The sequence below is a fragment of the Niveispirillum sp. SYP-B3756 genome (assembly GCF_009495745.1).
In the GTDB taxonomy this organism is placed as follows: domain Bacteria; phylum Pseudomonadota; class Alphaproteobacteria; order Azospirillales; family Azospirillaceae; genus Niveispirillum.
Window position 1 is genome coordinate 80,727 of record NZ_WIDQ01000010.1, and the last position, 23,591, is coordinate 104,317.

The 23,591-nt window shown below is 63.3% G+C and carries 20 protein-coding genes; 6 read left to right on the top strand and 14 right to left on the bottom strand.

Translation table 11 applies throughout. The features are described from left to right. The first annotated feature begins 73 nt into the window (after nucleotides 1–73). Genes GE253_RS18170 through GE253_RS18180 form a run of 3 tightly spaced genes read left to right on the top strand, consistent with a single transcriptional unit; the run spans nucleotide 74 to nucleotide 3,872 of the window. Complete coding sequence (locus GE253_RS18170) at nucleotides 74–1,060, top strand: family 43 glycosylhydrolase (RefSeq protein WP_153205564.1); 987 nt, start codon at nucleotides 74–76, stop codon at nucleotides 1,058–1,060. Beyond that, nucleotides 1,057–2,571: a glycosyl hydrolase family 28-related protein gene (locus tag GE253_RS18175; protein WP_153205565.1), complete on the top strand. Its 1,515-nt coding sequence runs from the start codon at nucleotides 1,057–1,059 to the stop codon at nucleotides 2,569–2,571. Before GE253_RS18170 ends, GE253_RS18175 begins: the two co-directional genes overlap by 4 nt. Next, a complete protein-coding gene (locus GE253_RS18180) occupies nucleotides 2,568–3,872 on the top strand; it encodes an oligogalacturonate lyase family protein (protein ID WP_153205566.1) in 1,305 nt (434 codons plus the stop codon). Before GE253_RS18175 ends, GE253_RS18180 begins: the two co-directional genes overlap by 4 nt. A 52-nt stretch (nucleotides 3,873–3,924) precedes the next feature. On the opposite strand, the gene GE253_RS18185 is transcribed toward GE253_RS18180, so the two are convergent. Together GE253_RS18185 and GE253_RS18190 are read right to left on the bottom strand one after the other, a co-directional pair. Then, nucleotides 3,925–5,613, bottom strand: a complete 1,689-nt coding sequence (locus tag GE253_RS18185; RefSeq protein WP_153205567.1) for a methyl-accepting chemotaxis protein — start codon at nucleotides 5,611–5,613, stop codon at nucleotides 3,925–3,927. Between the two features lie 65 nt (nucleotides 5,614–5,678). Beyond that, nucleotides 5,679–6,689: a sulfotransferase family protein gene (locus tag GE253_RS18190; protein WP_247878732.1), complete on the bottom strand. Its 1,011-nt coding sequence runs from the start codon at nucleotides 6,687–6,689 to the stop codon at nucleotides 5,679–5,681. Nucleotides 6,690–7,055: 366 nt separating this feature from the next. On the opposite strand from GE253_RS18190, the gene GE253_RS18195 reads away from it, so the two are divergent. Further along, entirely contained in the window at nucleotides 7,056–7,895 is an 840-nt protein-coding gene (locus GE253_RS18195) for an IclR family transcriptional regulator (RefSeq protein WP_153205568.1), read from the top strand. A gap of 35 nt (nucleotides 7,896–7,930) precedes the next feature. On the opposite strand, the gene GE253_RS18200 is transcribed toward GE253_RS18195, so the two are convergent. Further along, on the bottom strand, nucleotides 7,931–8,353 hold the full coding sequence (locus tag GE253_RS18200; RefSeq protein ID WP_153205569.1) for a hypothetical protein: 423 nt from the start codon (nucleotides 8,351–8,353) through the stop codon (nucleotides 7,931–7,933). Nucleotides 8,354–8,719: 366 nt separating this feature from the next. Between GE253_RS18200 and GE253_RS18205 the strand changes: the two genes are divergently transcribed. Continuing rightward, nucleotides 8,720–10,345 (top strand): tyrosinase family protein, encoded by a 1,626-nt coding sequence (locus GE253_RS18205; protein ID WP_153205617.1) that lies wholly within the window; start codon nucleotides 8,720–8,722, stop codon nucleotides 10,343–10,345. 201 nt (nucleotides 10,346–10,546) lie between these two features. Here the strand turns inward: GE253_RS18205 and GE253_RS18210 are convergent, their stop codons facing one another. From GE253_RS18210 to GE253_RS18240, 7 genes are all read right to left on the bottom strand, one after another. After that, entirely contained in the window at nucleotides 10,547–11,890 is a 1,344-nt protein-coding gene (locus tag GE253_RS18210; RefSeq protein WP_153205570.1) for a glycoside-pentoside-hexuronide (GPH):cation symporter, read from the bottom strand. Nucleotides 11,891–11,987: 97 nt separating this feature from the next. Beyond that, entirely contained in the window at nucleotides 11,988–12,701 is a 714-nt protein-coding gene (locus GE253_RS18215) for a copper resistance protein B (protein ID WP_153205571.1), read from the bottom strand. A gap of 14 nt (nucleotides 12,702–12,715) precedes the next feature. Continuing rightward, nucleotides 12,716–14,407, bottom strand: coding sequence for a copper resistance system multicopper oxidase (locus GE253_RS18220; RefSeq protein ID WP_153205572.1), 1,692 nt, complete (start codon nucleotides 14,405–14,407; stop codon nucleotides 12,716–12,718). A gap of 12 nt (nucleotides 14,408–14,419) precedes the next feature. Further along, nucleotides 14,420–14,971: a cupredoxin domain-containing protein gene (locus GE253_RS18225; protein WP_153205573.1), complete on the bottom strand. Its 552-nt coding sequence runs from the start codon at nucleotides 14,969–14,971 to the stop codon at nucleotides 14,420–14,422. 72 nt (nucleotides 14,972–15,043) lie between these two features. Next, a complete protein-coding gene (locus tag GE253_RS18230; RefSeq protein WP_153205574.1) occupies nucleotides 15,044–15,454 on the bottom strand; it encodes a hypothetical protein in 411 nt (136 codons plus the stop codon). An 84-nt stretch (nucleotides 15,455–15,538) separates the two neighbouring features. Beyond that, the gene (locus tag GE253_RS18235; protein WP_153205575.1) at nucleotides 15,539–15,742 is read right to left on the bottom strand and encodes a hypothetical protein; all 204 of its coding nucleotides are present in this window, start codon (nucleotides 15,740–15,742) and stop codon (nucleotides 15,539–15,541) included. Then, nucleotides 15,739–17,415, bottom strand: a complete 1,677-nt coding sequence (locus GE253_RS18240) for a methyl-accepting chemotaxis protein (protein ID WP_173012715.1) — start codon at nucleotides 17,413–17,415, stop codon at nucleotides 15,739–15,741. The genes GE253_RS18235 and GE253_RS18240 overlap by 4 nt, the downstream gene beginning before the upstream one ends. 589 nt (nucleotides 17,416–18,004) lie before the next feature. On the opposite strand from GE253_RS18240, the gene GE253_RS18245 reads away from it, so the two are divergent. Then, on the top strand, nucleotides 18,005–18,439 hold the full coding sequence (locus GE253_RS18245) for a helix-turn-helix transcriptional regulator (protein ID WP_153205577.1): 435 nt from the start codon (nucleotides 18,005–18,007) through the stop codon (nucleotides 18,437–18,439). Between the two features lie 49 nt (nucleotides 18,440–18,488). Here GE253_RS18245 and GE253_RS18250 read toward each other — a convergent pair whose 3' ends face one another. The 4 genes from GE253_RS18250 to GE253_RS18265 all read right to left on the bottom strand — a co-directional run bounded on the left by GE253_RS18250 (nucleotide 18,489) and on the right by GE253_RS18265 (nucleotide 23,273). After that, the gene (locus GE253_RS18250) at nucleotides 18,489–19,391 is read right to left on the bottom strand and encodes a LysR substrate-binding domain-containing protein (protein WP_153205578.1); all 903 of its coding nucleotides are present in this window, start codon (nucleotides 19,389–19,391) and stop codon (nucleotides 18,489–18,491) included. Nucleotides 19,392–19,415: 24 nt separating this feature from the next. Then, nucleotides 19,416–20,876, bottom strand: coding sequence for an NAD-dependent succinate-semialdehyde dehydrogenase (locus GE253_RS18255; RefSeq protein ID WP_153205579.1), 1,461 nt, complete (start codon nucleotides 20,874–20,876; stop codon nucleotides 19,416–19,418). 28 nt (nucleotides 20,877–20,904) lie between these two features. Next, entirely contained in the window at nucleotides 20,905–22,194 is a 1,290-nt protein-coding gene (gene gabT / locus GE253_RS18260; RefSeq protein WP_153205580.1) for a 4-aminobutyrate--2-oxoglutarate transaminase, read from the bottom strand. A gap of 104 nt (nucleotides 22,195–22,298) precedes the next feature. Next, on the bottom strand, nucleotides 22,299–23,273 hold the full coding sequence (locus GE253_RS18265) for a LysR family transcriptional regulator (protein WP_153205581.1): 975 nt from the start codon (nucleotides 23,271–23,273) through the stop codon (nucleotides 22,299–22,301). Nucleotides 23,274–23,591 lie beyond the last annotated feature (318 nt).

Consider the following 23,591-nt stretch of genomic DNA (forward strand, 5'->3'; position numbering starts at 1 on the left):
TCCAGGATCACAGGCGCATCGCTCTACTAAACTGGATCCCGGCCTTCGCCGGGATGACGGCAAGAAATGGAGAATGATCGTCTTCGTGCTGACGGCGCTCTTACTCCTCCCCACCACCACCCTCGCCGCCGATACCGCCGCCAAACCGCTGTTCCGTGACCCCATCTTTGACGGGGCGGCCGACGCTTCCATCATCTATGACCGCCAGGCGGGTGACTGGGTAATGTTCTACACCAACCGCCGCGCCACGCTGCCCAATGCCCAGGGGGTGGAATGGGTGCATGGCACGGCCATTGGTATGGCGCGGTCCAAGGATGGCGGCAATAGCTGGACCTATCAGGGCACCGCCGATATCCGCTATGGCGAGGGCCAGCCCGTCACCTTCTGGGCACCGAATGTGGAGCGGATCGGCGACACCTATCATATGTGGCTGACCATCGTGCCCGGCATCTTCACGGACTGGAACGCCCCGCGTGAGATCATCCACTTGACCAGCACCGATCTGAAACGCTGGGATTTTGCCGACAAGCTCAATCTCGGTTCAGACCGGGTGATTGATGCCGCCTTGCATCCGCTGCCCGGCGGTGGCTGGCGGCTCTGGTACAAGGATGAGCGCGACGGCAGCGCCACCCACTATGCCGACAGCCACGACCGGAAAAGCTGGACCCAAGGCGGCATCGCCGTGAAACAGCGTGGCGAAGGCCCGCAGATCATCGAATGGAAGGGCTATTACTGGCTGATCCTGGATGCCTGGGCGGGGCTGGGCGTCTATCGCTCCACAAACCTGACCCATTGGGAACACCAGCCCTATAATCTGCTGGCACAGCCCGGCACGGCGCTGACCGACCGGGCCAAGGGCGGCCATCCCGATGTACTGGTCAGCGGCGACCGCGCCTATCTCTTCTATTTCGTGCAACAGGAAGGGGAGCCGGAACAGGCCAAAGACCCCACCTGGAAGCGCCGATCCGTCATCCAGGTGGTGGAGCTGAAAGAGAAGGATGGCTGGCTTACCGCCGACCGGGAGCAGCCGACGTCGGTGAAGCTGGTGCCGCCGCAATGACGGCCATCTTCGACATTCGCCGTTTCGGCGCTGTGGGTGATGGCGTGGCGCTGGACAGCCCCGCCATCAACCGCGCCATTGCGGCGGCGGTGGGGGCGGGGGGTGGCACTGTCTGGCTGCCGGCGGGGCGCTGGCTGTCCTTTTCCATCCGGCTTTACAGCCGTGTGGCGCTCTATCTGGATGCCGGGGCCGTGCTGCTGGCGGCGGACCCGGCGAAGGATGGCGGTGCCTATGACCCGCCGGAGCCCAACCCGCATGATCTCTATCAGGATTTTGGCCATTCCCATTGGCACAACAGCCTGATCTGGGGCGATGGGGTCACGGATATCGCCATTACCGGCCCCGGCCTGATCGACGGGGCCGGGCTGACCTCCAAGGGGCCGGGGGCGAAATGGGCCAAGCGCAAAGGCTATTTCCCCGAAAGCATGGCGGGGATGAGTGCGGCTGAACTGGCCGCCGAAGACCCGGATGAAGCGCTGATGCGGGGCCTTGGCAACAAGGCCATTGCCCTGAAGAATTGCCGCAACATCACTTTGCGGGATTTCAGCATCTTCAAGGGCGGGCATTTCGCCATCCTGGCCACCGGCACCGACAATCTGACCATTGATAATCTGCGCATCGATACTGAGCGCGACGGGATTGACCTGGATTCCGTGCGCTATGTCCGCGTCAGCAATTGCCAGATCAACGCACCCAATGATGATGCGCTGGTGCTGAAAAGCTCCGGTGCCTTGGGCGTGGCGCGGGCGACGGAACATGTCGCCATCAGCAATTGCCATGTCAGCGGCTTTGACCTGGGCACCCTGCTGGATGGCACCTATGGGCGCACGCAAGAGGTGTCACCCGACCGGGACCGGGTGACGGGGCGGATCAAGCTGGGCACGGAAAGCCATGGCGGTTTCCGCAACATCGTGATTGCCAACTGCACGGTGGTACGCTCCCGCGGGCTGGCGCTGGAAACCGTGGATGGTGGCGTGCTGGAAGATATTTCCATCAGCAACATCACCATGCGGGAGGTGACGACGGCGGCCCTGTTCCTGCGCATCGGCGCCCGGCTGCGCGCACCGGAGGGAACGAAGCCCGGCCCGATGCGCCGCATCCGCTTCGCCCAGATCAATGCCTATGATGTGGACCCGCGCTATGCCTCCCTCATCGCTGGCCTGCCGGAACAGCCCATTGAGGATGTGTCGTTGCAGGATATCCGCATCACCTATGCCGGCGGGCTGGATGCGGTGGCGGACCCGGTGCCGGAAAAGCCCGATGCCTATCCGGAACCCAGCATGTTCGGCACCCTGCCTTCCTATGGGCTGTATGTCCGCCACGCGCGGGGCCTGCACCTGCGCGATATCCATCTGTCCACGCTCTCCCCCGATGGCCGTCCGGCTGTCTGGCTGGAGGATGTGGAGGGGGGGCGGATCGACAATCTGCAAACCAGAAACGCCATGCCCACCCCCCGGCTGGTCTGCCGGGATGTGCGCGGGCTGACGGATGATGAGGGAGAAACACCATGAAGAAGCGGACGCATTGGTTGGCCGCCCTGGCCCTGCTGGTCAGCACCGCCGTGACCGCGGCTGAGCCGCCGCGCGAATGGGTGGACCCGGATACCGGCCACCGCGTGGTGCGCCTGTCCAGCGAGCCGGGCAGCCGCAGCCTTTATTTCCACCAGAATGCCTATACGCCTGATGGCAAGCGCATGGTGGTCAGCACCGCCACCACCATTTCCATCATCGAACTCGACACGCGCAAACAGACCGAACTGGTGAAGGGGGAGCATCTGGCGGTGCTGTTTGTCGGCCCCAAGACGGGCCGCGTCTATTACGCCAATGATGATGTGAAGCAGGGCGGCCCCTATGATCTGTTCTGGATCGACAGCAAAGGCGGCAAGCCTACCAAGATCACGCATGTGAAAAGCGGGCGGATCGAGTCCATCAATGCCGATGAAACCCTGTTGCTGGGCACCTGGGCCGAACGGGATTTTGCGCTGCAGCCGGGTGCGCCGAAGCAGAACACCACCAAGTTCGACGATCATTACGCCGCCACCGGCCCGGACGGCAAACCGCTGAGCTTCGCCGATGCCAAGGAGGTGCGGCTGAATGACCGGCTGGAAGCCCGCATCCCGATGGAGATTTTCACCCTGAACATCCAGACGGGTGAGCGAAAGGTGGTTCACGCCGCCAAGGACTGGCTGAACCATGTGCAGTTTTCGCCCAACGATCCCAACCTGCTGATGTTCTGTCATGAAGGGCCGTGGCACAAGGTGGACCGGATCTGGCTGATCCGCACCGATGGCACGGGCCTGACCAAGGTGCATAATCGCAGCATGAATATGGAAATCGCCGGTCATGAGTTCTTCAGCCATGACGGCAAGATGATCTGGTACGATCTGCAAACCCCGCGCGGGGAGGATTTCTGGCTAGCCGGGTACGAGATCGCCACGGGGAAGCGCACCTGGTACCACCTGACCCGCGATGAATGGTCCGTGCATTATAATGTCAGCCGCGACGGCACCCTGTTCGCCGGCGATGGCGGCGATGCGGAGATGGTGGCCAAGGCCAAGGATGGGAAGTGGATTTACCTGTTCCGGCCGGAAAATATTCCCGACGTGGCCGGCATCAGCGCGCCGGATGCCGCCAACCTGATCCGCCCCGGCGTGCTGCGGGCGGAAAAGCTGGTGAACATGAAGGACCATGATTACCGGATGGAACCAAACATCACCTTCACGCCCGACGGCAAATGGGTGGTCTTTCGCGCCAACATGCAGGGGGAGGTTTACACGTACGCCGTTGAAGTGGCGAAGGGGGCAGTGCGGTAGGTGAGGGTGCGGCGGCGCTGGGGTATTGCTGGCCCATCGCCGCCGCCCGTCATCAGATCGCCCGCAAGCGGTTGAAGAAGCTGGTAATCTCCGTATTCAGCGTTTCCGCGTCGTGACGCAGATCCTCCGACGCCTCGTTCAGCGAATTGGCCGACTGGGCCGTCTGTTCCGCCGCACCGGCAACGCCCACCACATTAGCCGAAACCTGCTGGGTGCCCATGGCGGCCTGATTGATATTGCGGGCAATATCGGCTGTGGTGGCACCCTGCTGTTCCATGGCCGAGGCGATGCCAGCGGCGATGGTTCGCATGTCGCCCACCACACGGGCGATATTGTCGATGGCCTCCACCGCGCGCTGGGTCTCGCGCTGAATGCCGGTGACATAGGATTGGATTTCGTCGGTGGCCTTGGTGGTCTGGCTGGCCAGGGTCTTCACCTCCGACGCCACCACGGCGAAGCCCTTGCCGGCCTCCCCGGCGCGCGCCGCCTCAATGGTGGCATTCAGTGCCAGCAGGTTGGTCTGGCTGGCAATATCGGAAATCACCTGGATGATGGAGCCGATATTCTGTGCCGCTTCGGACAGACCGCCCATGGTGGCGCTGGTCTGCCCCGCCTCATGCACCGCGCGTTCGGCAATGTCGGTGGAACGGGTGACCTGCTGGTTCACTTCGCCGACGGCGGCGGCCAGTTCTTCGGCCGCACTGGCGATCATCTGCACATTGCTGGTGGTTTCCGATGCCGCCTGATTGACGCCATCGATCAGGCCGCGGCTCTGCTGCGCCATGCCGGCCAGCCCGGAGGAATGGTTGCGCACCTTTTCCGAGGCATCGACCAGATTGCCGACAATATGGGCCGCCTTGTCCTGGAAGTCGGCCAGCGACTTCTCCACCGCCACCTGCCGGCGCTCCTTGGCTTCCTGTTCGGCCTGCTGGGCACGGGTCAGTTCCTGGGCGCGCAGGCCATTGCGCTTGAACACTTCCAGCGCCTGGGCCAGCCGGCCCATTTCGTTGCGGTCGCTCAGCAGCGGGATTTCGACAGCCAGATCGCCATCTGCCAACTGGCCCATGCGGTCGGTCATCATGGTCAGCGGCCGGGCGATGGAGCGGGCCAGCAGCACGGCCACGACACTGCCCGCCAGCAGGATGGCAGCGGCCAGCAGCAGCATCTTCACCAGGATGGCATTAAAGGTTTCGTCAATATCGTCAATATAAACGCCGGTGCCCAGGGCCCACTGCCAGGGCTCAAACCCCAGGCTGTAGCTCAGCTTCGGCACATTGACCGCCTCCCCGCCATTCACACCGGGGCGCGAGAAATTGTAGGTGAAGAAGCCGCCGCCCTTCTTGGCCGCCTCCACGCCCAGCCGCACGGTTTCCACCCCGTCGGCGGTCTTGAAACCCATACGGTTCTTGCCTTCGAAGTCCCGCTTGGCGTGGACGACGGTCATCCCGTCGTAATTATTGACATAGATATATTCGCCATTGCCGAAGCGCAGCTTGCGGATATCGTCACCCGCCCCCTTTTGCGCCTGTTCTCGGGTCATCTCACCGGATTGTTCGCGGTCATGCCAGTTCTGGGCGATGCCCCGTACAATGGTGAGGATCTGGATCAACTCCTGTTGGCGGTCCTGCACCAGGGTGGTGCGCAGGGTGCTGAGGCCGGAGCCAACAGCCAGGATCAGCGCCACGGCCAATACTGGCACGAAGAGAAGCAGTCGATGCGATATTTTCAGGTTGCTCAGCATGATGGCGATTCCTTGCTCAGGGGGGGAACAGGCGGTTGGGCGGCATAAGACAAGGGGAGGGGGCGTCACGCCACGGCGGCGATGGGCGGCATGGTCTGTGTCAACAGGCGGGTTGGCAGGCCCAGCTCATGTCGGCAGGCCCGGGCATTGCGCTGATAGGCGGCCTCTACCCCCAGCGCGTAGAGCAGCGCCCGGTCCTCCTGCGTCACCCCGTCGCAGGTGCCGGGGCGGTAGCGATAACCATCGGCATCGGCCCGATGCAGCCCCGGCACGACATAGGCATCTGGTTCCACGGGGAAGATGACGCGGGAGCCTTCGGCATCCAGGCTGTCCAGCGGTGTCCATTCCTTCAGCGCGGCGGCAATGGCAGCCGGCTCCAGGCCCAGCCGGTTGAACAGGGCCGGAATCGCCAGGGCCGGTTCCTGTGCCGCTTCATAAACATAATGGGTGACGGCGATCCCGTAACGCCGTGCATGGGCCTCTACCCGCAGCGTGTTCAGCGAGGCGCAGACGAAATGCGCCAGCAGCCGCTCCCGCTCCAGCCGGCCCGACCATTTGCGCAGCCATGATCCCAGCGACCGTTCCGGCTGGCGGTCCAGGATCACCAGATGCAGCTTCTCGGGCGGATATCCCGCCTCCACCAGCATCTGTGCCGGGATATAGAGGCATTCCGCCAGCGTATAGGGACCGGCCACATCCTTGCAGAAAAAGTTCTCCCGCGGCGGTTGCCAGGGGCTGACGGCATCGCCAGCCAGGAACTGGCGCATCAGCGCCTTTACGGGCTGGTAATAGGAGGGCAGCCCCGCTGTGCCGAACAGGTTGGCCAGCGCGGTGGAGCCTGTGCGCGCCCGGCCCCAGGCGCAGTAAAGGGTGGGAAAATCCGCAGCATTCCAGCCGGCGAAACTTTCCCGCAGCGCCGCGGCCACCTGATCTGTCAGTCGGCGCTGGCAGGTCTCTGCCTTCTGAAAGAAACCATCGGCCGGTAGCAGCAGATTGTAGAGTTGGGGATCTTCCCCCTCGATTCGTGCTGCCAGCGCAGAAAGGTCGCTATAGGGGTTTGAACGCGCGGTCATCATCACCTCTCGGGGTTCAACTGCATACGCGTGTACGAAATACATGTTTCTATTTTATGTTAGGTGTCGTTAGTTAACGCAAACTTAATGGATCAAATTAGGAAAAATACACTCTTTTGAGTATTTCAATATTCGGTTCCGGATGGGAATATTTCTTGGAAATATATCGTTCCGATCCGTGAGTTTTGTTTCAATGTGGGAAACAGAGCGTCTTCATATTGTCGTGAAAGCACATGGCCATCTGTGGTCACAGCCGGCCGCGCGGACGGCTGTGACCGGGTGTTGCGCGGGCGGACCTGAGCGACCGGGGCGATTGCGTCGCGCCATTGCTTGTTGTTTTGGCGGATTTATGGGATGTTGTTCCGCAAAATGAGAGATAGCAAAGCGAACCCGATGACCAGTGTGACCGCCCTTGGCAATGGTGCCCATGAAGAGGCAGAGGCCCAGCAGAAGGCCACCCCCAGCGGCAGCCAGACCCTGCTGCGCGGCCTGGATGTGCTGGAAGCGGTGGCAGAGGGGCCGATCAGCCTGGCCAAGCTGGCCCAGCGGCTGGACCTGACGCGCAGCACCACCCATCGGTTGGCCGCGGCCCTGGTGGAGCGGGATTTTCTGGTGCTGACTCCGCGTGAAGGCTATCAGCTGGGGCCGAAGCTGCTGGAACTGGGCTATCTGGCGCAGCGGCAGATGGACATTCCCCGTGTCGCCCGCCCGCATATTGAAGATCTGGCCGCCGCCACGGAAGACACGGTGCATCTGGGCATCCTGGATGGCGACCATGCGCTTTATCTGGACAAGATCCCCGGCCGCCGCCGCATCGAAATCGGCTCCCGCGTTGGGGAACGTCATCCCATCGCCTCCACCGGTCTGGGCAAGGCCCTGATTCTGGATGAGACAGAGGCCCGCTGGCAGCATTTCTTTGCGGATCGTGACTGGGCCATGGATGATTGGCCGGTCTGGCTGAAGCGGATGCAGGCCTATGCCGCCGGCGGCTATGCCTTTGACCTGGAAGAAAATGAAGACCGTATCCGCTGCGTTGCCGCCCCCATCCGGGGCGCCAATGGCAAGATCATCGCCGCCATCAGCCTGTCCAGCGCCGCACAATATATGAGCGATGCGCGGATGCAGGAACTGGTGGAGACGGTGAAGGAAACAGCCCGCCAGATCAGCCGGGGCATGGGCTGGAGCGAGGGCGGCGCCCGGCGGCGTTGATCACCGCGCGGGGTATGGAAATGCGCCCCGCTTTTTCACTGTCTTCCCTGTGCCTGCGCCTGTTGCCAGATCCGGGCAAAGCGCAGGCCATGCACCAGCATCAGGCCCATGGCGGCCAGTCCCGCCCAGAATGCATCACCGGTGAAATGCTGGGCACAGGCAAACATCACCGGGCCTGAGGCGAGTGCCAGCATCGCCTGCAACAAGGGGTTCACCTTGTCTGCGGTCAGCCGCACGGGCTGGGAAAATCGCGCGTCGTCCCCAGCCCACATGCTGAATGTGCTTGGACCTGCTGTGGCGAGCATTAAGGCAGCGATGGCAGTCTCTACCCCCCAGAATTCCTGGCCATTCAGCAGCAGCCAAAGCCCCGCCAGAGACAGCCCTGCACACAGGGCTGCATTGACCTGACAAAGGCGCAGGAATGCCCCCTGACGCTCCGGGCGGATTTGCCGGATCACGGGCCAAATCCGCCGCTCCTCATCCGCCAGGCCGGGGCTAATCACGGGTTGGAAAGCGCCGTGCCAGAACAGATGATCCTGTTCATCCTGATAGAAGGGCATGGTCTCTCGCAACGGAACTGGCTGCTGGAGGAGTAAGACAATGGGTTCTCGCCTTCAAGAGGGAGCGTGTCAGCCGCCGCGTGTCTCATGGCGGGGGGCTGCCCCTGCCCATCTGGCGTAGCAGACAACATTGCCTACAAAAAATCCTCTTTCAGTCGTATTGGTTGGGTGCAAAAATCTACCCAAGCGTGTAAATGCATGTGACTTATTGGAGAGTATGGAATATTCTCTGCGCCCTTATGGAAATAAGAGGGGGAGTCGCAGATGCGTGTTTCACGTCGTGGCCTGTTGGCCGGTACGGCTGCTATTGCTGGTCTGGGCGCGCTGAGCGTGCCGGCCCAGGCATTGCCAAACCCTTCCCGCTGGGTGCGCTTTAATGTGACCAGCAAAATGGGCCAGGAAATGCTGAAAAGCTATGCCGTGGCCGTGCGGAAGATGCTGGAGCTGCCGATCTCGCATCCGCATAACTGGTTCCGTAACGCCTTTGTGCATATGATGGATTGCCCGCATGGCAATTGGTGGTTCTATGTCTGGCACCGGGGCTATGTCGGTTACTTTGAACAGACGGTACGCAAATATTCCAAGAACCCGAATTTTGCCTTCCCCTACTGGGATTGGTCGCAGTTGCAGGAACTGCCCCTTTCCATGTTCGCCGATGTGCTGACGCCGACGAATGAGGCTTTTGCCAAATTTGCCAAGGATTTGCCGACTTTCGAGCGGGAGGTGAAGCCGGGCCTGGAAGCCTATTGGAAGACACTGAATGCGGAACAGCTGGCTCAGCAAAAGCTGCGCGGCTATGAAAGCTTCGATGATATGTGGAAGGCGGTGATGGGGTGGGATCCCGTCAAACAGAAATATAATATTGGCGATCAGGCATTTGCCATCACCGAAAAGGCGCGCTACGTGCCGATTGATAACCGCGCCTTGCCTGAAAAATTGAAATTGGAATGCAGCACGGACAATGTGAACCGGGGGCTGGCGCCGGTCCATTTCAATGCGTCGGACGAAGAAACCAGCTTTACCAGCGTTCGCACCGCTTCCCATAATGCGGCCCCGATGAGCCACCAGGGGGATTTCTTCTCCATTCTGGAGGGGCAGCCGCACAACCATGTGCATAATTTCATCGGTGGCGCCTTTGATGGACCGGGTAACTGGTCGCCGGGCCCCTTTGGCAATATGACCAATAACCTGTCCCCGGTTGATCCGATCTTCTTCCTGCACCATGCCAATATGGATCGGTTGTGGGAAAGCTGGACGGCCAAGCAGAAGAGATATCATCTGCCTTTCCTGCCGCAAGGCAACGATTTTGTCGCATTCGCCAAAGATCCGTTCCTGTTCTTTGTCGATGCCGAAGGAAACTATGTGCTGGACGGCAAGGCGGGTGACTATATCGACCCTCATCGTTTCGGCTATCGCTATGATAGTCTGGTGAAATATGTCCCGGTCTCCACTCTGGTGGCGGAAGGGGCGGCCCCGGTTCTGCTGGGCGCTGCCAAGGATGGTGGCCCGGTCACCTTGTCGGCCCCGGCTGGCCGGCTGCTGGCGACCATCAGTTTTGAACGGCCTTCTGACGGTGATGCGCCGCGCCAGTATGATGTGCTGGTCAACGCTCCAGCGGATGTGAAGACGGTGGGGGCGGACAGCCCCTATTATGCTGGTACCGTTTCCTTCTTTGGCGGGGTGGCAGCGCATGGTCCGGCCCATGCCGCCCATGCCGCGAAGGCGGGGGGCAATCGTGTCACCTTCGTGGTGCCGCTGCCCAGCCGGCTGGCCGCTTCCCGCTTCGCCCGCTCACCGGGTGCCAAGCTGGATATCCGTCTGGCCCCGCCAACCACCCAGCCGGATTTCCCGGCGCCCAAGCTGCTGGAGGTGGAAATTCACAGCCAGTAATACCAATCTGCCGAGGGCTTGACCCTTGGCAGATTGGAGGCTGGCGACCGCCAGCCCGGCGCTCATGCGCCCCGTGAAGCCAAGCTGCCGGATGGCAGCGCCCGGCGCGTGAGGGAACACAAAATCTCCCTGGATCGGTCACGATCAAGGGAGATTGGTATAAAGGGATGGGCCGATCCGTTGGGGCGTGGGGGCCTTCCCTCACGCCCCGGCTGCCAGCCGTCCCAGAATCTGCCGGTGTGACTGGGCATCCAGCGGATAGCGCCAGATCAGCGCCGCCGATGCTGCCAGCCCCGCTGCCGGCAGCAGCCCTGCCAGGAGGCGGAACTGTTCCAGCGTCTGCGGGGCCTGATCGGCATTGGGCACAAAGCCCACCAGATCCAAAGCCCAGCCGGCGACAATGCCTGATGCCCCCAGCGACAGTTTCAGCACGCAGGACGCGATGCCGTAAATCTTCGCCTCATCCCGCCGACCGCTGCGCCACTGGCCATAATCCACCGTGTCCGGCAGCATCGACCAGGTGGCCACCCCATGAGCGGTATGGCCGATAAAGACCAGCCCCAGGCAGATCAGCGTCGGCCACAACCCGCTGCCCAGCATCAGCCCCAGCGCCCCCAGCGCTGCCACCGCACTGCCCCATTGCCAGAGGATGCGCTTGTTCCAGCGTTTGGCCACCGTTACCCAGACCGGCACGCTGGCCACCCCCAGCAGCGTCAGCCAGGGCAGGGCCGTGCCTGAAAGCGCGGCATTGCCCAGATCATATTTCATCAGATAGGGCAGGTTGCGCAGCAGCACCCCCAGCCCCAGCTGCATCACCAGCGTGGCCGCCATCAGCCGCAGCAAGGGCCCGTTGCGCCCGATGGCAGCCCAAAAACCATTGCCGCCTGTTGGTGCTTCTGCCGGCATCACCACGGCCGGCCGTGCCTGTTCACGCACGGACAGCCCGCAGATCAGCAGGGCTACCACCGACATGGCGCCGATGATGGCCGCCGCCGGCCCATAGCCATTGCCGCCATCCTGGCCGAACCAGGCCGCCAGCAATGGCAGCAGCGCCGTCACTGCCGTACAGCCCATGAAGGCGAACAGCATCCGCCACCCGGTCAGGCTGGCCCGTGCCTCCGTATCGCTGGTGATTGCCGCTGTCAGGGAGGAATAGGGAATGCCCACCACGCTGTAGCAGCTTCGCAGCAGCATATGGCTGGCAAGCGCGAAAGCCACCATGGCCGCACTGCCTGGCACCAGCCAGGATGGCGGGCTGAAGCAAAGGGTGAAGGCGCCTGCCAACGGCACCGCCCCCAACAGGATGAAAGGCCTATATTGCCCCCATCGGCTGCGTGCCTTGTCAGACAAGGTCCCCATCAACGGGTCCATGGCGGCATCCCACAGACCGGCGATGAAGAAACAGACCCCCGCCGTCCAGGCGGAAAGCCCCAACACATCCACATGGAAAAAGACGATGAAGACCAGGATGGACTGCCAATAAAGGTTCAGCCCGAAATCCCCGATCCCATAGCCGATCTTGCCGCCAAGCCCGAGAGCCTGCATCGCGTTCCACCCCTGATCGCCCTACCCGTTTTCGGGTTTATCAAGGGGACTATACCAGCGATCATCAAAGATGACCGCTGGTATCAAGGGGAAGGCCTCAGAACCAGAAACGCAGGCCCGTGACAAAGCGCAGATCGTCCGGATCATGCCCGTCGGCCTTTGCCAGCCGCGCCGTCTCCCCCAGCTTGCGTTCCCAGGCCAGGCCGATATAGGGGGCGAATTCCTTCACCAGCTCATAGCGCAGCCGCAGGCCCAGTTTCATCTCTGAAACCCCGGCACCGGTCTCGGTCTCCGGCACCTTCTGTGCTGCCAGTTCCACCTCTGCATGGGGTTGCAGGATCAGTTTCTGCGTCAGCGGCAGGTCGGTTTCCACATCCAGCCGTGCCGTCACATCGCCGCGCTGCGACAGGAAGGCCTGGGCATCCACCTCCAGAAATTGCGGGGCCAGCCCCTGGAAGCCGATGGCCAGATGGGTTGTCTGCGGCTGGGGGCGGAAATCCTGGCGGATGCCCGCCTGGAAATCCCAGAAATCATGCACCATCACGCTGTACAGCGCCTGGACTTCCAGATGCTCCACGGTGCCATCGCTGACATCGCCCTCGCTTTTCAGCCGCAGTTTGCTGACATCACCGCCGATGAAGCCATTGCTTTTCCAGGCGGTGCTGTCCTGGCCCTGATGCCAGCGTTGTTCCAACTGATCCATGGTGAATTGCCAGATCAGCATGTCGCCATGCCCTTCCATCGCCGTGGCGGGCAGGGGCAGGGCCAGTGCCGCCATGGCAAGGGTGGCCTTGATCATCCTTTTCATCATTTTCATCCCTCCCGTTATGACCGCGCCGCCGGGGCGGGGGGATCGACAATGAAACGTGTCATCATGCCGGCATTCATATGGAACAGCAGGTGGCAATGCAGCGGCCAGTCCCCCGGCTCGTTCGCTGTCAGCACCACCGATGCTTCCTTGCCCGGTGGCACGATCACCACATGCTTGCGGGGCATCCGGTCGGTCTGGCCGTTCTCCAGCTCGAAAAACATGCCATGCAGGTGCATGGGATGGGCCATCATGGTGGTGTTGATGAAGCGCAGCCGCACCCGCTCCCCATAGCGCACCCGGATCGGGTCGCCATGGTCGAACTTGTGGCCGTTCAGGGTCCAGATATAGCGTTCCATGATGCCGGTCAGCCGCAGGGCGATTTCCGTCGTTGGCGCTGCCGCATCGGGGTTGCGGGTGAAGGACTTCAGGTCGGCATAGCGCAGGGCCCGTTTGCCCGGCGGCGTGCCCGCCTGCTCCCAGCCTCTGGGTGACCCTTCCTGGGCGGCTGGTGTCATCGGCATGGCGTGCCCCATGGCCGCATGGTCCATTGATGAATGGTCCATCGCCCCATGATCCATAGTGCTGTGATCCATGCTGCCGTGGTCGCCATGCATCCCCATATCGGCCATGGTCAGCAGGGTGCGGGGCCGCAGCGGGGGAATCTCCCCCTGCATCCCTTCCCGGGGGGCCAGGGTGGCGCGGGCATAGCCGCTGCGGTCGATCGGCTCCGCCATCAGCGTATAGGCGCGATCCTCCGTCGGCAGCACGATCACGTCATAGGTCTCACCGACGCCGATGCGGAATTCATCCACCTTCACCGGCAGCACATTCTGACCATCGGCGGCCACCACGATCATGGCCAGACCGGGGATGGCCACGTCAAAGATGCTCATCGCCGATCCGTTGATGATGCGCAGCCGCAGCCGTTCCCCCGGCTTGAACAGGGCCGTCCAGTTATCCCCGATGCCCTTGCCATTGACCAGGAAGCGATAACCGGTGACATCGGCCAGATCGGTCGGGTCCATGCGCATATCGCCCCAGTCCTGCCGGTCTTTCCAGGCGGCGGCCAGCCCGTCGCGGCCGATATCTGCCGACAGGTCGGACAGGGTGCGTTTGCCCCGGTTGTAATAGCCTTCGCTGACCTTCAGCTTGCGCAGGATATGGTCCGGGTGGTCCGCCGTATGGTCGGACAGCAGCAGCACATGATCCCGGTCGGCCTTGACCGGGTCCGGCGTGGCGGGGGCGATGACGATGGCGCCATACATGCCGCGCTGTTCCTGCCCGCCGGAATGGCTGTGATACCAGTAGGTGCCGGACTGGCGCAGCTTGATGCGATAGGTGAAGCTTTCCCCCGGTGCGATGGCGCTATAGGCGTTGAAGCCCGGCGCCCCATCCATCACCCCTTCCAGCAGCAGCCCGTGCCAGTGGATGGAGGTGGGTTCGGAAAGCCGGTTTTCCACCTGCACCAGCACTTCCTCTCCCTCCCGCCAGTACAGCGTCGGGCCGGGGACGCCACCGCCCATGGTGATGGCGGGGAAGCTGTCGCCATCGATGGTGATGCGACCTTCCGTCACCAGCAGCGTGGTCTCCTTCAGCCCGGCAAAGGCGCGGCGGCCGGGATAGACCATGGCCACCCCCGCCAGCCCGGCGAAGGCGGTCAGTTTCAGGGCGTCGCGCCGCGACAGGCCCGTTTGCTTGATCGGCATATCGGCCCCCGTTCAATGACCGTCATGGTCGATGGTCAGGCGGGAGACCATGCCCGCTTCATAATGGCCGGGCATGTCGCAGGCGGCCTCGATCACCCCGCCCTGCGGGAAGGTCCAGACCAGCTCGGCGTTTTTGCCCGGTTCCACCAGCACCAGCCCGGTATGGTCATGCGCCATCTCGTGCCCATCATGTTTCATGTTCATCATGGCGGGCACGATGGCGGTATCGGTGACCATGCCATGGTCCAGCATCATGCCCATCATGGCCTGCCGCTCGCCATGGCCGTCCTGGCTGGCGATGACGAAACTGTGCAGCAACTGGCCCTTGTTGGTGATCTGGAAGCGCACCGTTTCACCCGGATGCACGGCGATCCTGGCCGGATCGATGGCCATGTCGGACAGGGTGATGGCGATGGTGCGGCTGGCGGCCCCTGCCTTGCCCGGCTGGCCGATGGCGGCCGTGGCTGTGGGGGCGGCGTGCTGGTGTGCCTCATGCTGGGCAAGGGCAGCCGGAATGGCAAACAGGTTCAGCGCCAGCAAGGCGCCGGGGAGAATGGCCTTCATGGCAAAGGCTCCGTCTTATGCAGGTTTTGGCGGTGGGCGAAGGGCGGGGCGGCGGCAAGCCACCCCCGCACATCACCCGCGCGGCGGCCGCAAAGGCGGGGCCGGGTGCCGACCATCATGGTCGGCCAGGGCTGCCGGCGGGCTGAGCCGGGCCGGCGGCGGGAACAGCACCGGCAACGGTGATCCCGGCAGGGCCGCGGCTACACACCAGGCCACACAGCAGGGGCCGGCCCCTTTGCCGGCATTATCCGCCATGGCCTTGCCATGGTCCTGATGGGAAATGGCCTGTCGGGCCGCCTGATGCAGCGGACAGTCCTGATCCTCCATGGTGGCCATGGTGCCGACGGGTATCGGTGCCGCATGGTGGGCTGCATTGACGGACAGGGCGCGCACCGGCATCGCCGCCAGGGCCAGCAACCCCAGCAGCGCCACCAGCAGGCGCAAGGCGGCATGGCGCCGCCATATCCGATCAAACCGTCTCATCGCTGGGAAAGATAGGCTGCCCTGGGACGGATCGCAAGCCTGGGCCGGTGGCGGCATGGTGCCACGGGGGGACCAGCCCCCCGGCTAATCCGCCTTGTCGGCCTTATCCGCCGCCGCCTTCCGGGCAGCGCTGGCGGCAAGGTCACGACGGGTGGCGCCATCGGCGCATTCCATCCAGGCCAGCCGGGCCACCCGTTCCGCCAGACTGAAACTGTGCTGACGGCGCGGGGTGCTGGCGGGGGCTTTGTCTGCCCCCGCCATTCTTTTGGGTGCCGGCAGATTCTTCATGCCGCCTTCACGCCCCGGATGAAGGTCTCCACCGCCTGGCGCAGGGTCGCGGCCTGCTGGGCCAACTCACGCGATGCCCCCAGCACCTGCACCGAGCCGGCGGCCGAACTTTCCGCCGCCTCACGCACACCGCTGATGGTGCGGGAGACTTCCTGCGTGCCGGTGGCGGCTTCGGCCGCATTGCGGCTGATTTCCCCGGTGGCGGCGGTCTGTTCCTCCACCGTGCCGGCGACCGTGGCGGAGACCTCGTTCAGGCGGAAAATCACCTCGGCGATGCGGCTGATCGCCTGCACCGACCCGTCAATGCTGTCGCGCATCAGGGTAATCTGGCTGCGGATATCGTCGGTGGCGCGGGCGGTCTGGTTGGCCAGGGTCTTCACCTCCGACGCCACCACGGCAAAGCCCTTGCCGGCCTCCCCGGCGCGCGCCGCCTCAATGGTGGCGTTCAGGGCCAGCAGGTTGGTCTGCCCGGCGATGCTTTCGATCAGGGCGATCACGTCATTGATGCGCTGGCCGGCCTCGTTCAGGCCCTGGATGCTTTCCTGCGCCTGCTCGGCCTCCTGCGAGGCGGTGCGGGCGATATCGCGGGCACCGGTCATCTGGCGCGCCACTTCCTGGATCGATCCGGTCATCTCCTCCGTGGCGGCGGCCACCGTCTGCACATTGGCCGCCGCCTGCCCGGTGGCAGAGGCAACAATGCCGGATTGCTGGGAAACCTGTTCAGAGGCGGAAGAGAGCGACTGCGCCGTCGCCTCCAGCTCCGTGGCGGAGCCGCTGAGCACGCCGAGGGCCTGCGAAATTTCGTTGTCGAAGCGCGAAATCATTGCATCAATGGCGCGAGCCCGTTCTTCCTTGGCGGCCTGTTCCTGGCGCTGTTGCGCTTCCAGCGTCTCGCGTGCCTGGGCGTTCTGCTTGAAGACGATTGCGGTCCCAGCAATGGCGCCGATTTCGTCCTGGCGGCTGGTGCCGAACAGCTCCACCTTGCTGTCACCATCGGCCAGTCGGCGCAGACAGCCGACAATGGCGGCCATCGGCGTGATGATGCCGGTCTGCGCCACCCAGATGCCGCCGGCGATGCCAAGGACAATGCCGCCGACCGCCACCAGGATCATCAACAGCAAGGCCGTGTCGGCCGTATCATCGGCATAGGCGGCCAGTTTTTTGCCTTTGGCGTTGGTGTAATTGACATAATCCATGACGTCGCTGGTCCATTCCGCCTGGGCGCCGGCATCGGCATCAATGGCGGCCAGCAACGCGTCCTGACGGGTTCCCGGTGTTGCCGCCAGTTCCAGTGTCTTGCGTTGGATTTTTTCATAGTCGCCGAAGGTGCGCAGGATTTCGGCCAGCTTCTTTTGCTGTTCAGAATCCCCGGTGGCCTTGGCAGCCTGATGCTGTTCCATGAAATCCTGGCGGATCTTCACCAGATTCTGCCGGATTTCCGACAGGCTGTCCGGCTTCAGCGCCAGCCGATATTCCTGCTGCTGCATTTCCACCGCAATGCGGCGGAAGCGGGCGCCATAGAGGATTTCATCGGATGTAACGCTGATGCCCTCCACTGCGGCGGCGATATTGCCTAACCCCACTGTACCGGTCACGGTTATGATGCCCGCCACAGCGGCCATGAACACCAGAACCAGCAGGATTTTCGATCTGATTCGAATATTGTCCAACATTCTCCAGCCCTTCCTCGTGCAGCGACGGCAGACACGGGAGGAGCCTGCGGCGTCGATGCGGTCGCACCCCATCGCCTTTTCCAAGTTTCCTTGGTTCCCACTGGCTGGATTTTTGTTTGTTGACCAGACACGGAGGTCCGCCACCGCTTAACCGTTTGAACGGGCGGAAAACCGGTCTAAATTCAGGAGACGGCCTGCTGCTATACGAAATAGGCATCAGGACCAATTTACACGCGACCGGGATAGACGCATCAAATTGGCAACGGCAAGCCTCTACCGCAGTTGGAAAAACCAGGGCGTGCTAACCGCCAAGGCAGGCAATGCAACAAGCTGCCGCCAAGGTGACTGGCTGCCTCATGAAGCGCGATACTGATGATTGCTCCCTGTTTCGGTCCTGCCACCTGGCAGATGCCATCACATCCCCTGTGTTGAAGATCCATGCCATGGCGTGCAGCTTACAAACCAAAAAATCGAATCGCAACGGAAATTGGGATTCATTTTTCGATTTTAAACTAAATTTTCACTCCCTCCTAACGGGAGGAATCATTGGCAGGCATATATTCGGCCACCACCCGTGGGGGGGCGTGCAATGAACAGAGTCGCCGCCCGGCTGCGGGCCATTCGACGTCATTTCGGCTTTTCCACCCGTGCGCAGATGGCGGAAAGGCTGAATTTGCCAGCCTCCACCTATAATGGCTACGAAACCGACCAAGGTCCACCCAAGCTGGAATGGCTGACCGAACTGGCGGCCATGGGGGTGGATATTAACTGGCTGCTCTCAGGAGTAGGGGAGATGATGCACGGCCAGATGCCCAACGACACCGCGCCGGTGGTGATCGATGATATCCTGCTGGCGGCTATGATCCATACGGTGGAGCGACGGGAGCAGGGTGCTGGTAAGCCATTGACAGCGCAGGAGAAAGGCCAGCTGGTTGCCCGGCTTTACACCATGACGCTGCAGCACGCTGCGGCCAGCATTCCGCAGGGGCCGGCGCGTCTGGATGAGTCGGTGGCGGGCGACTGACGCCGAATCCGATTTTCCGCTATATTGGGATGAAAAATCGTCGCACCCATCACGCGCGCCGCGCGCCGCTCATATCCTGGCGTACCTGGGCCACCAGCCAGCGCCGGAATCGGGCCAGCGCCGGCTCGTTCCAGCGGCGGGGGCGGGCGATCAGTACATAGGGCTGCATCACCACGCTGGTAGCGCCCAGTTCCACCAGACCGCCGCTGGCCAGATCGGCGCCGCAGATCAACTCGTTGGCCAGGGCCACGCCCTGGCCCAGCCGGGCAGCCTCCACCGCCAGATGCGCGTGCCATAATTTCGGGCCGCGCAGTTCCTTTGGCGCCGTCAGGCCGGCGGCGGCGAACCAGACCCGCCATTGCTCATGGCTTTCCTCATGGATCAGCGGGGCATTGGCCAGCCCGCCCAGATCATCGGCCAGGGTCGGGTGCTTTTCCAGCCAGAAGGGGCTGGCCACGGGGAAGACGCGCGGCCGCGCCAGCACGGCGACCCGCATATCCCCGGCGGCCGGGGCGCCATAGCCGATCTGGGCATCCAGCGTATCATCGGCCAGATCGGGCTTGATATCCCCTGGCCGCAACGAGAGATCGATTTCCGGGTGCAGGCGCTGAAAATCCGGCAGGCGGGGCGTCATCCAGCGCAGGGCGAAGCCGGGCAGGCAGCCGATGGTCAGGCTGGCCGACCGCTTTTCCTGCGACACATCGCGGGTGGCATCGGCAATATCGGCCAGCGCTGAACGGATTCGGCCGGCATAGTCACTGCCGGCCTGGGTCAGCACCACCCCCTGGCGGGAGGTGCGGACCAGCTGGGCATCCACCAATTCCTGCAGGCTGCGCAGATGGCGGCTGACGACCGTATGGTCCAGGCCCAGCTCTTCGGCGGCCCGGCGGACATTGCCATGCCGGGCCACGGCTTCAAAGGCACGCAGGGCGGGCAGGGGCGGGATTTTCATCTCCCCCCCCGCCCGCCAGCCGCTTCACTCATCCAGACCCAGACAGAGATATTTGGTCTCCAGATACTCATCGATGCCATATTTGCTGCCTTCACGGCCCAGCCCGCTCTGCTTCACCCCGCCGAACGGTGCGGATTCGGTGGAGATCAGCCCTTCATTGACACCGACCATGCCATATTCCAGGGCTTCCGCCACCCGCCAGATGCGGGCCAGCTTGCGGCTGTAGAAATAAGCGGCCAGACCATATTCCGTGTCGTTGGCGCGGGCCACCACATCGCCCTCGTCCTGGAAGCGCTGGATGGCGGCGACGGGGCCGAAAATCTCTTCCCGCGCCAGCCGCATTTCCGGCGTCACATCGACAATGACGGTGGGCTGGAAGAAGCAGCCGCCCAGCGCATGGGGGCTGCCACCGGTCAGCACGCGGGCACCCTTGGCCACCGCATCGGCGATCAGTTCCTGCACCTTGGCGATGGCGGCCGCATTGATCATCGGCCCCTGCTGGATGCCGGGCTGACAGCCATCCCCCACCGTCAATGCCTCCGCCGCCGCCACCAGTCGGTCCACGAAGGCATCATAGATGCCATCCTGCACATAGAAACGGTTGGTGCAGACACAGGTCTGCCCGGCATTGCGGTATTTGGAGGCCATGGCCCCGGCAATGGCGGTATCGAGATTGGCATCATCGAAGACGATGAAGGGGGAATTGCCGCCCAGCTCCAGCGACAGTTTCTTCACCGTGTCGGCGCTCTGCCCCATCAGCAGCTTGCCCACCCGGGTGGACCCGGTGAAGGAGAGCTTGCGCACGATGGGCGAGGCCGTCAGTTCCCGGCCGATGCCCGCCGGATCGCCGGTGACGATATTGATGGTGCCGGCCGGGAAGCCCGCCCGTTCCGCCAGTACCGCCAGGGCCAGGGCCGACAGCGGGGTGGATTCCGCTGGTTTCAGCACCACGGTGCAGCCGGCCGCCAGGGCGGGGGCGATCTTGCGGGTGATCATGGCGTTGGGGAAGTTCCAGGGCGTGATGGCCCCCACCACGCCCACAGCCTCCTTCAGCACCAGCAGGCGGGCACCCGGCTTGTGCGTCGGCACGATATCGCCATAGACGCGCCGGGCTTCCTGCGCGAACCATTCGATAAAGCTCAAGCCATAGCCGATTTCGCCGCGCGCCTCGTCCAGCGGCTTGCCCTGCTCCAGGGTCAGCAGCCGGGCCAGATCCTCCTTGGCGGCCAGGATCAGATCATGCCAGCGCATCATCAGGGCGGCGCGATCCTTGGCGGTGCGCGCCTTCCAGGCGGGCAGGGCGGCGTTGGCCGCCGCGATGGCGCGGGCGGTTTCCGCCCCGCCCATAGCGGGTACCTGACCCAGCACGGCGCCGCTGGCCGGGTTGGCCACATCGAAGCGACCGCCATCATCGGCATCACACCAGACGCCATTGATGAAGGCCTGCCCGCGCAGCAGCGCCGGATCGTTCAGAAAACTGCTCATGTCAATCGTCTCCGGTAGGTGCTGCGGGTCACAGGGTGAGTGCGCGTTCCAGCTTGGCCAGACCTTCCGCCAGCACGGCATCGCCCACCGTCAGCGGCACCAGGATGCGGATGACATTGCCATGCGTGCCGCAGGACAGCAGGATCAACCCTTCGGCCAGCGCCTTGGCGGTCACCCGCGCCGTCGTCTCCTTGTCCGGCGCGCCGCCGGTACGGTCGGTGACGATGTCAAAGCCGATCATCGCGCCCAGGCCACGGATGGCGCTGATCGGCACCAGATCATTGCGGGTGGCGAACGTTTCCAGCCGGGCCTTGATCTGGGCGCCGATGGCATCGGCGCGGGCGCACAGCCCCTCTTCCTCGATCACCGACAGCACGGCCAGGGCTGCGGCGCAGGCCAGCGGGCTGCCGGCATAGGTGCCGCCCAGCCCACCCGGCTCGACCTTGTCCATGATCTCCGCCTTGCCCAGCACGCCGGACAGCGGGAAGCCGCCGGCCAGCGACTTCGCCATGGTGATCAGGTCGGGTTCCACGCCGCTATGTTCGATAGCGAACAGCCGGCCGGTGCGGGCAAAGCCGGACTGCACCTCGTCGGCGATCAGCAGGATGCCGTGACGGTCGCAAATCTCGCGCAGGGCCTTCAGCAGTTCCACCGGGGCCGGGTGGAACCCGCCTTCGCCCTGCACCGGCTCAATGACGATGGCGGCCACCCGGTCGGGGCCGATATCGGCGGCGAACAGGAAATCCAGCGCCTTCAGGCTGTCGGCCACCGTGACGCCATTCTGCGCTACGGGGAAGGGCAGGTGATAGACCTCCGCCGGCATGGAACCGAAGCCGCGCTTATAGGGCAGCACCTTGCCCGTCATCGCCATGGTCATCAGCGTGCGGCCATGGAAGGCGCCGCTGAAGGTGACGATGCCGTTGCGGCCGGTGGCACAGCGGGCGATCTTCACCGCATTTTCCACCGCTTCCGCCCCGGTGGTGAACAGGATGCTCTTGGCCGGACCCTTGAAGGGGGCACGGGCATTCAGCGCCTCTGCCAGCTCGATATAGCTGTCATAGGCAGTCACCTGGAAGGCGGTGTGGGTGAAACGCTCGGCCTGCGCGGCCACGGCCGCCATCACCTTGGGGTGCCGGTGGCCGGTGTTCAGCACGGCAATGCCGCCGGCGAAATCGACGAAGCGGTTGCCTTCCACATCCCACAATTCCGCATTCTCCGCCCGGTCGGCATAGATGGGGAAGGCGGTGGCCACACCGCGCGGCACGGCGGCGCTGCGGCGGCGGAGAAGATCGGCATTGCTGGCGGTGGGCGTGGGCATCGGTCAGGTCCGGCGATGGGTGAAGATGTCCCGATAACACGCCGGATCGGCCGTCGCTTAAAGTGCGTAATGCGTCATCTGTGGTGCATCAGATGCACCACGATTCAGGCCAATGTGCAGCTTTCATCCTTTGCTGCCATCAGCTCCTTTCCGCACTCCGCCATGCCGTCTTCCCCCTGCAACAGGGGGCAGCCCTGGAAAATACCGATGATCCAGTCGATGAAGACGCGCACGCGCGGGGATAATTGCCGGCTCTGCGGATAGGCCACATGCACCGGCACCGGGGCGGGGCGCCAGGGGGCCAGCACTTCCACCAGCGCGCCGCTTTGCAGATGGGGCAGCACCATGAAGCGACCCGGCTGCAGCAACCCGTATCCTTCCAGCCCACAGGCCACATAGGCTTCGCTGTCATTGACGGCGATGGCGCTGCGGATCGGCCGTTCCGCGTTTTCCCCATCGATGGTGAAGTGGAACTCGCTGAGCCGGCTGGACTGGGTGGTGAATTTGCGCACGCCCTTATGCAGGGCCAGATCATCCGGCGAGGCCGGCACGCCATAACGCGCCAGATAGGCCGGGCTGGCACAGGTCAGCCGTGACAGCAGCCCGATCCGCCGCGCTACCAGGGAAGAGGCGGGCAGATCGCCCACCCGCAGCACGCAATCCACCCCTTCCTGGATCAGGTCGATGGGCCGATCACTCATCCCCAGCTTCAATTCGATATCGGGATAGAGCGTATTGAAGGCACAGAGCGAGGGCACCACGATCAACCGCCCGATGGAACTCGGCATATCCACATGCAGTTGTCCGCGCGGCTTGCGTTTTTCATCGAAGAAGGAGCCCTCCACCTCTTCGATGTCGGCCAGGATGCGCTGGGCGCGCTCGTAATAGGCGGCGCCATCCAGTGTCAGGTTCAGCCGCCGGGTGGTGCGCTGCAACAGCCGCACGCCCAGATAGGCTTCCAGATTCTGGATGATGGTGGTGACGGAGGCGCGGGGCAGGCCCAGCGTATCGGCGGCACGGGCGAAGCCATTGGCATCCACCACCCGCACGAAAACCTGCATCGCCTGAAGCCTGTCCATGGCCGCCACCCCTTGCTGAAACCAGGGCAGAAGAGTGGGCATCCCGGCTGCACTTTGCAAGCCGACGCCAGTTTATTGCTGGTCGGTAACTGAATACGTATGCGTCGCATTGCAACAAATCACTGCATACGTATTTTCATGCTCCCGATGGAAGGGGCTTTTTATCTAAACTACCCCCAGATCAAGCCAGTTCCCCCGACATTTGCCGGGGGTGACAAAGAAACAGGAATGGCAAAGGCTGGCCGCAGAAAGCGACCCGTCCTGTTAACCATTCAAGGAAATCTGGGGAGTGTTTGACAATAAGTAAACAGAGGTGGC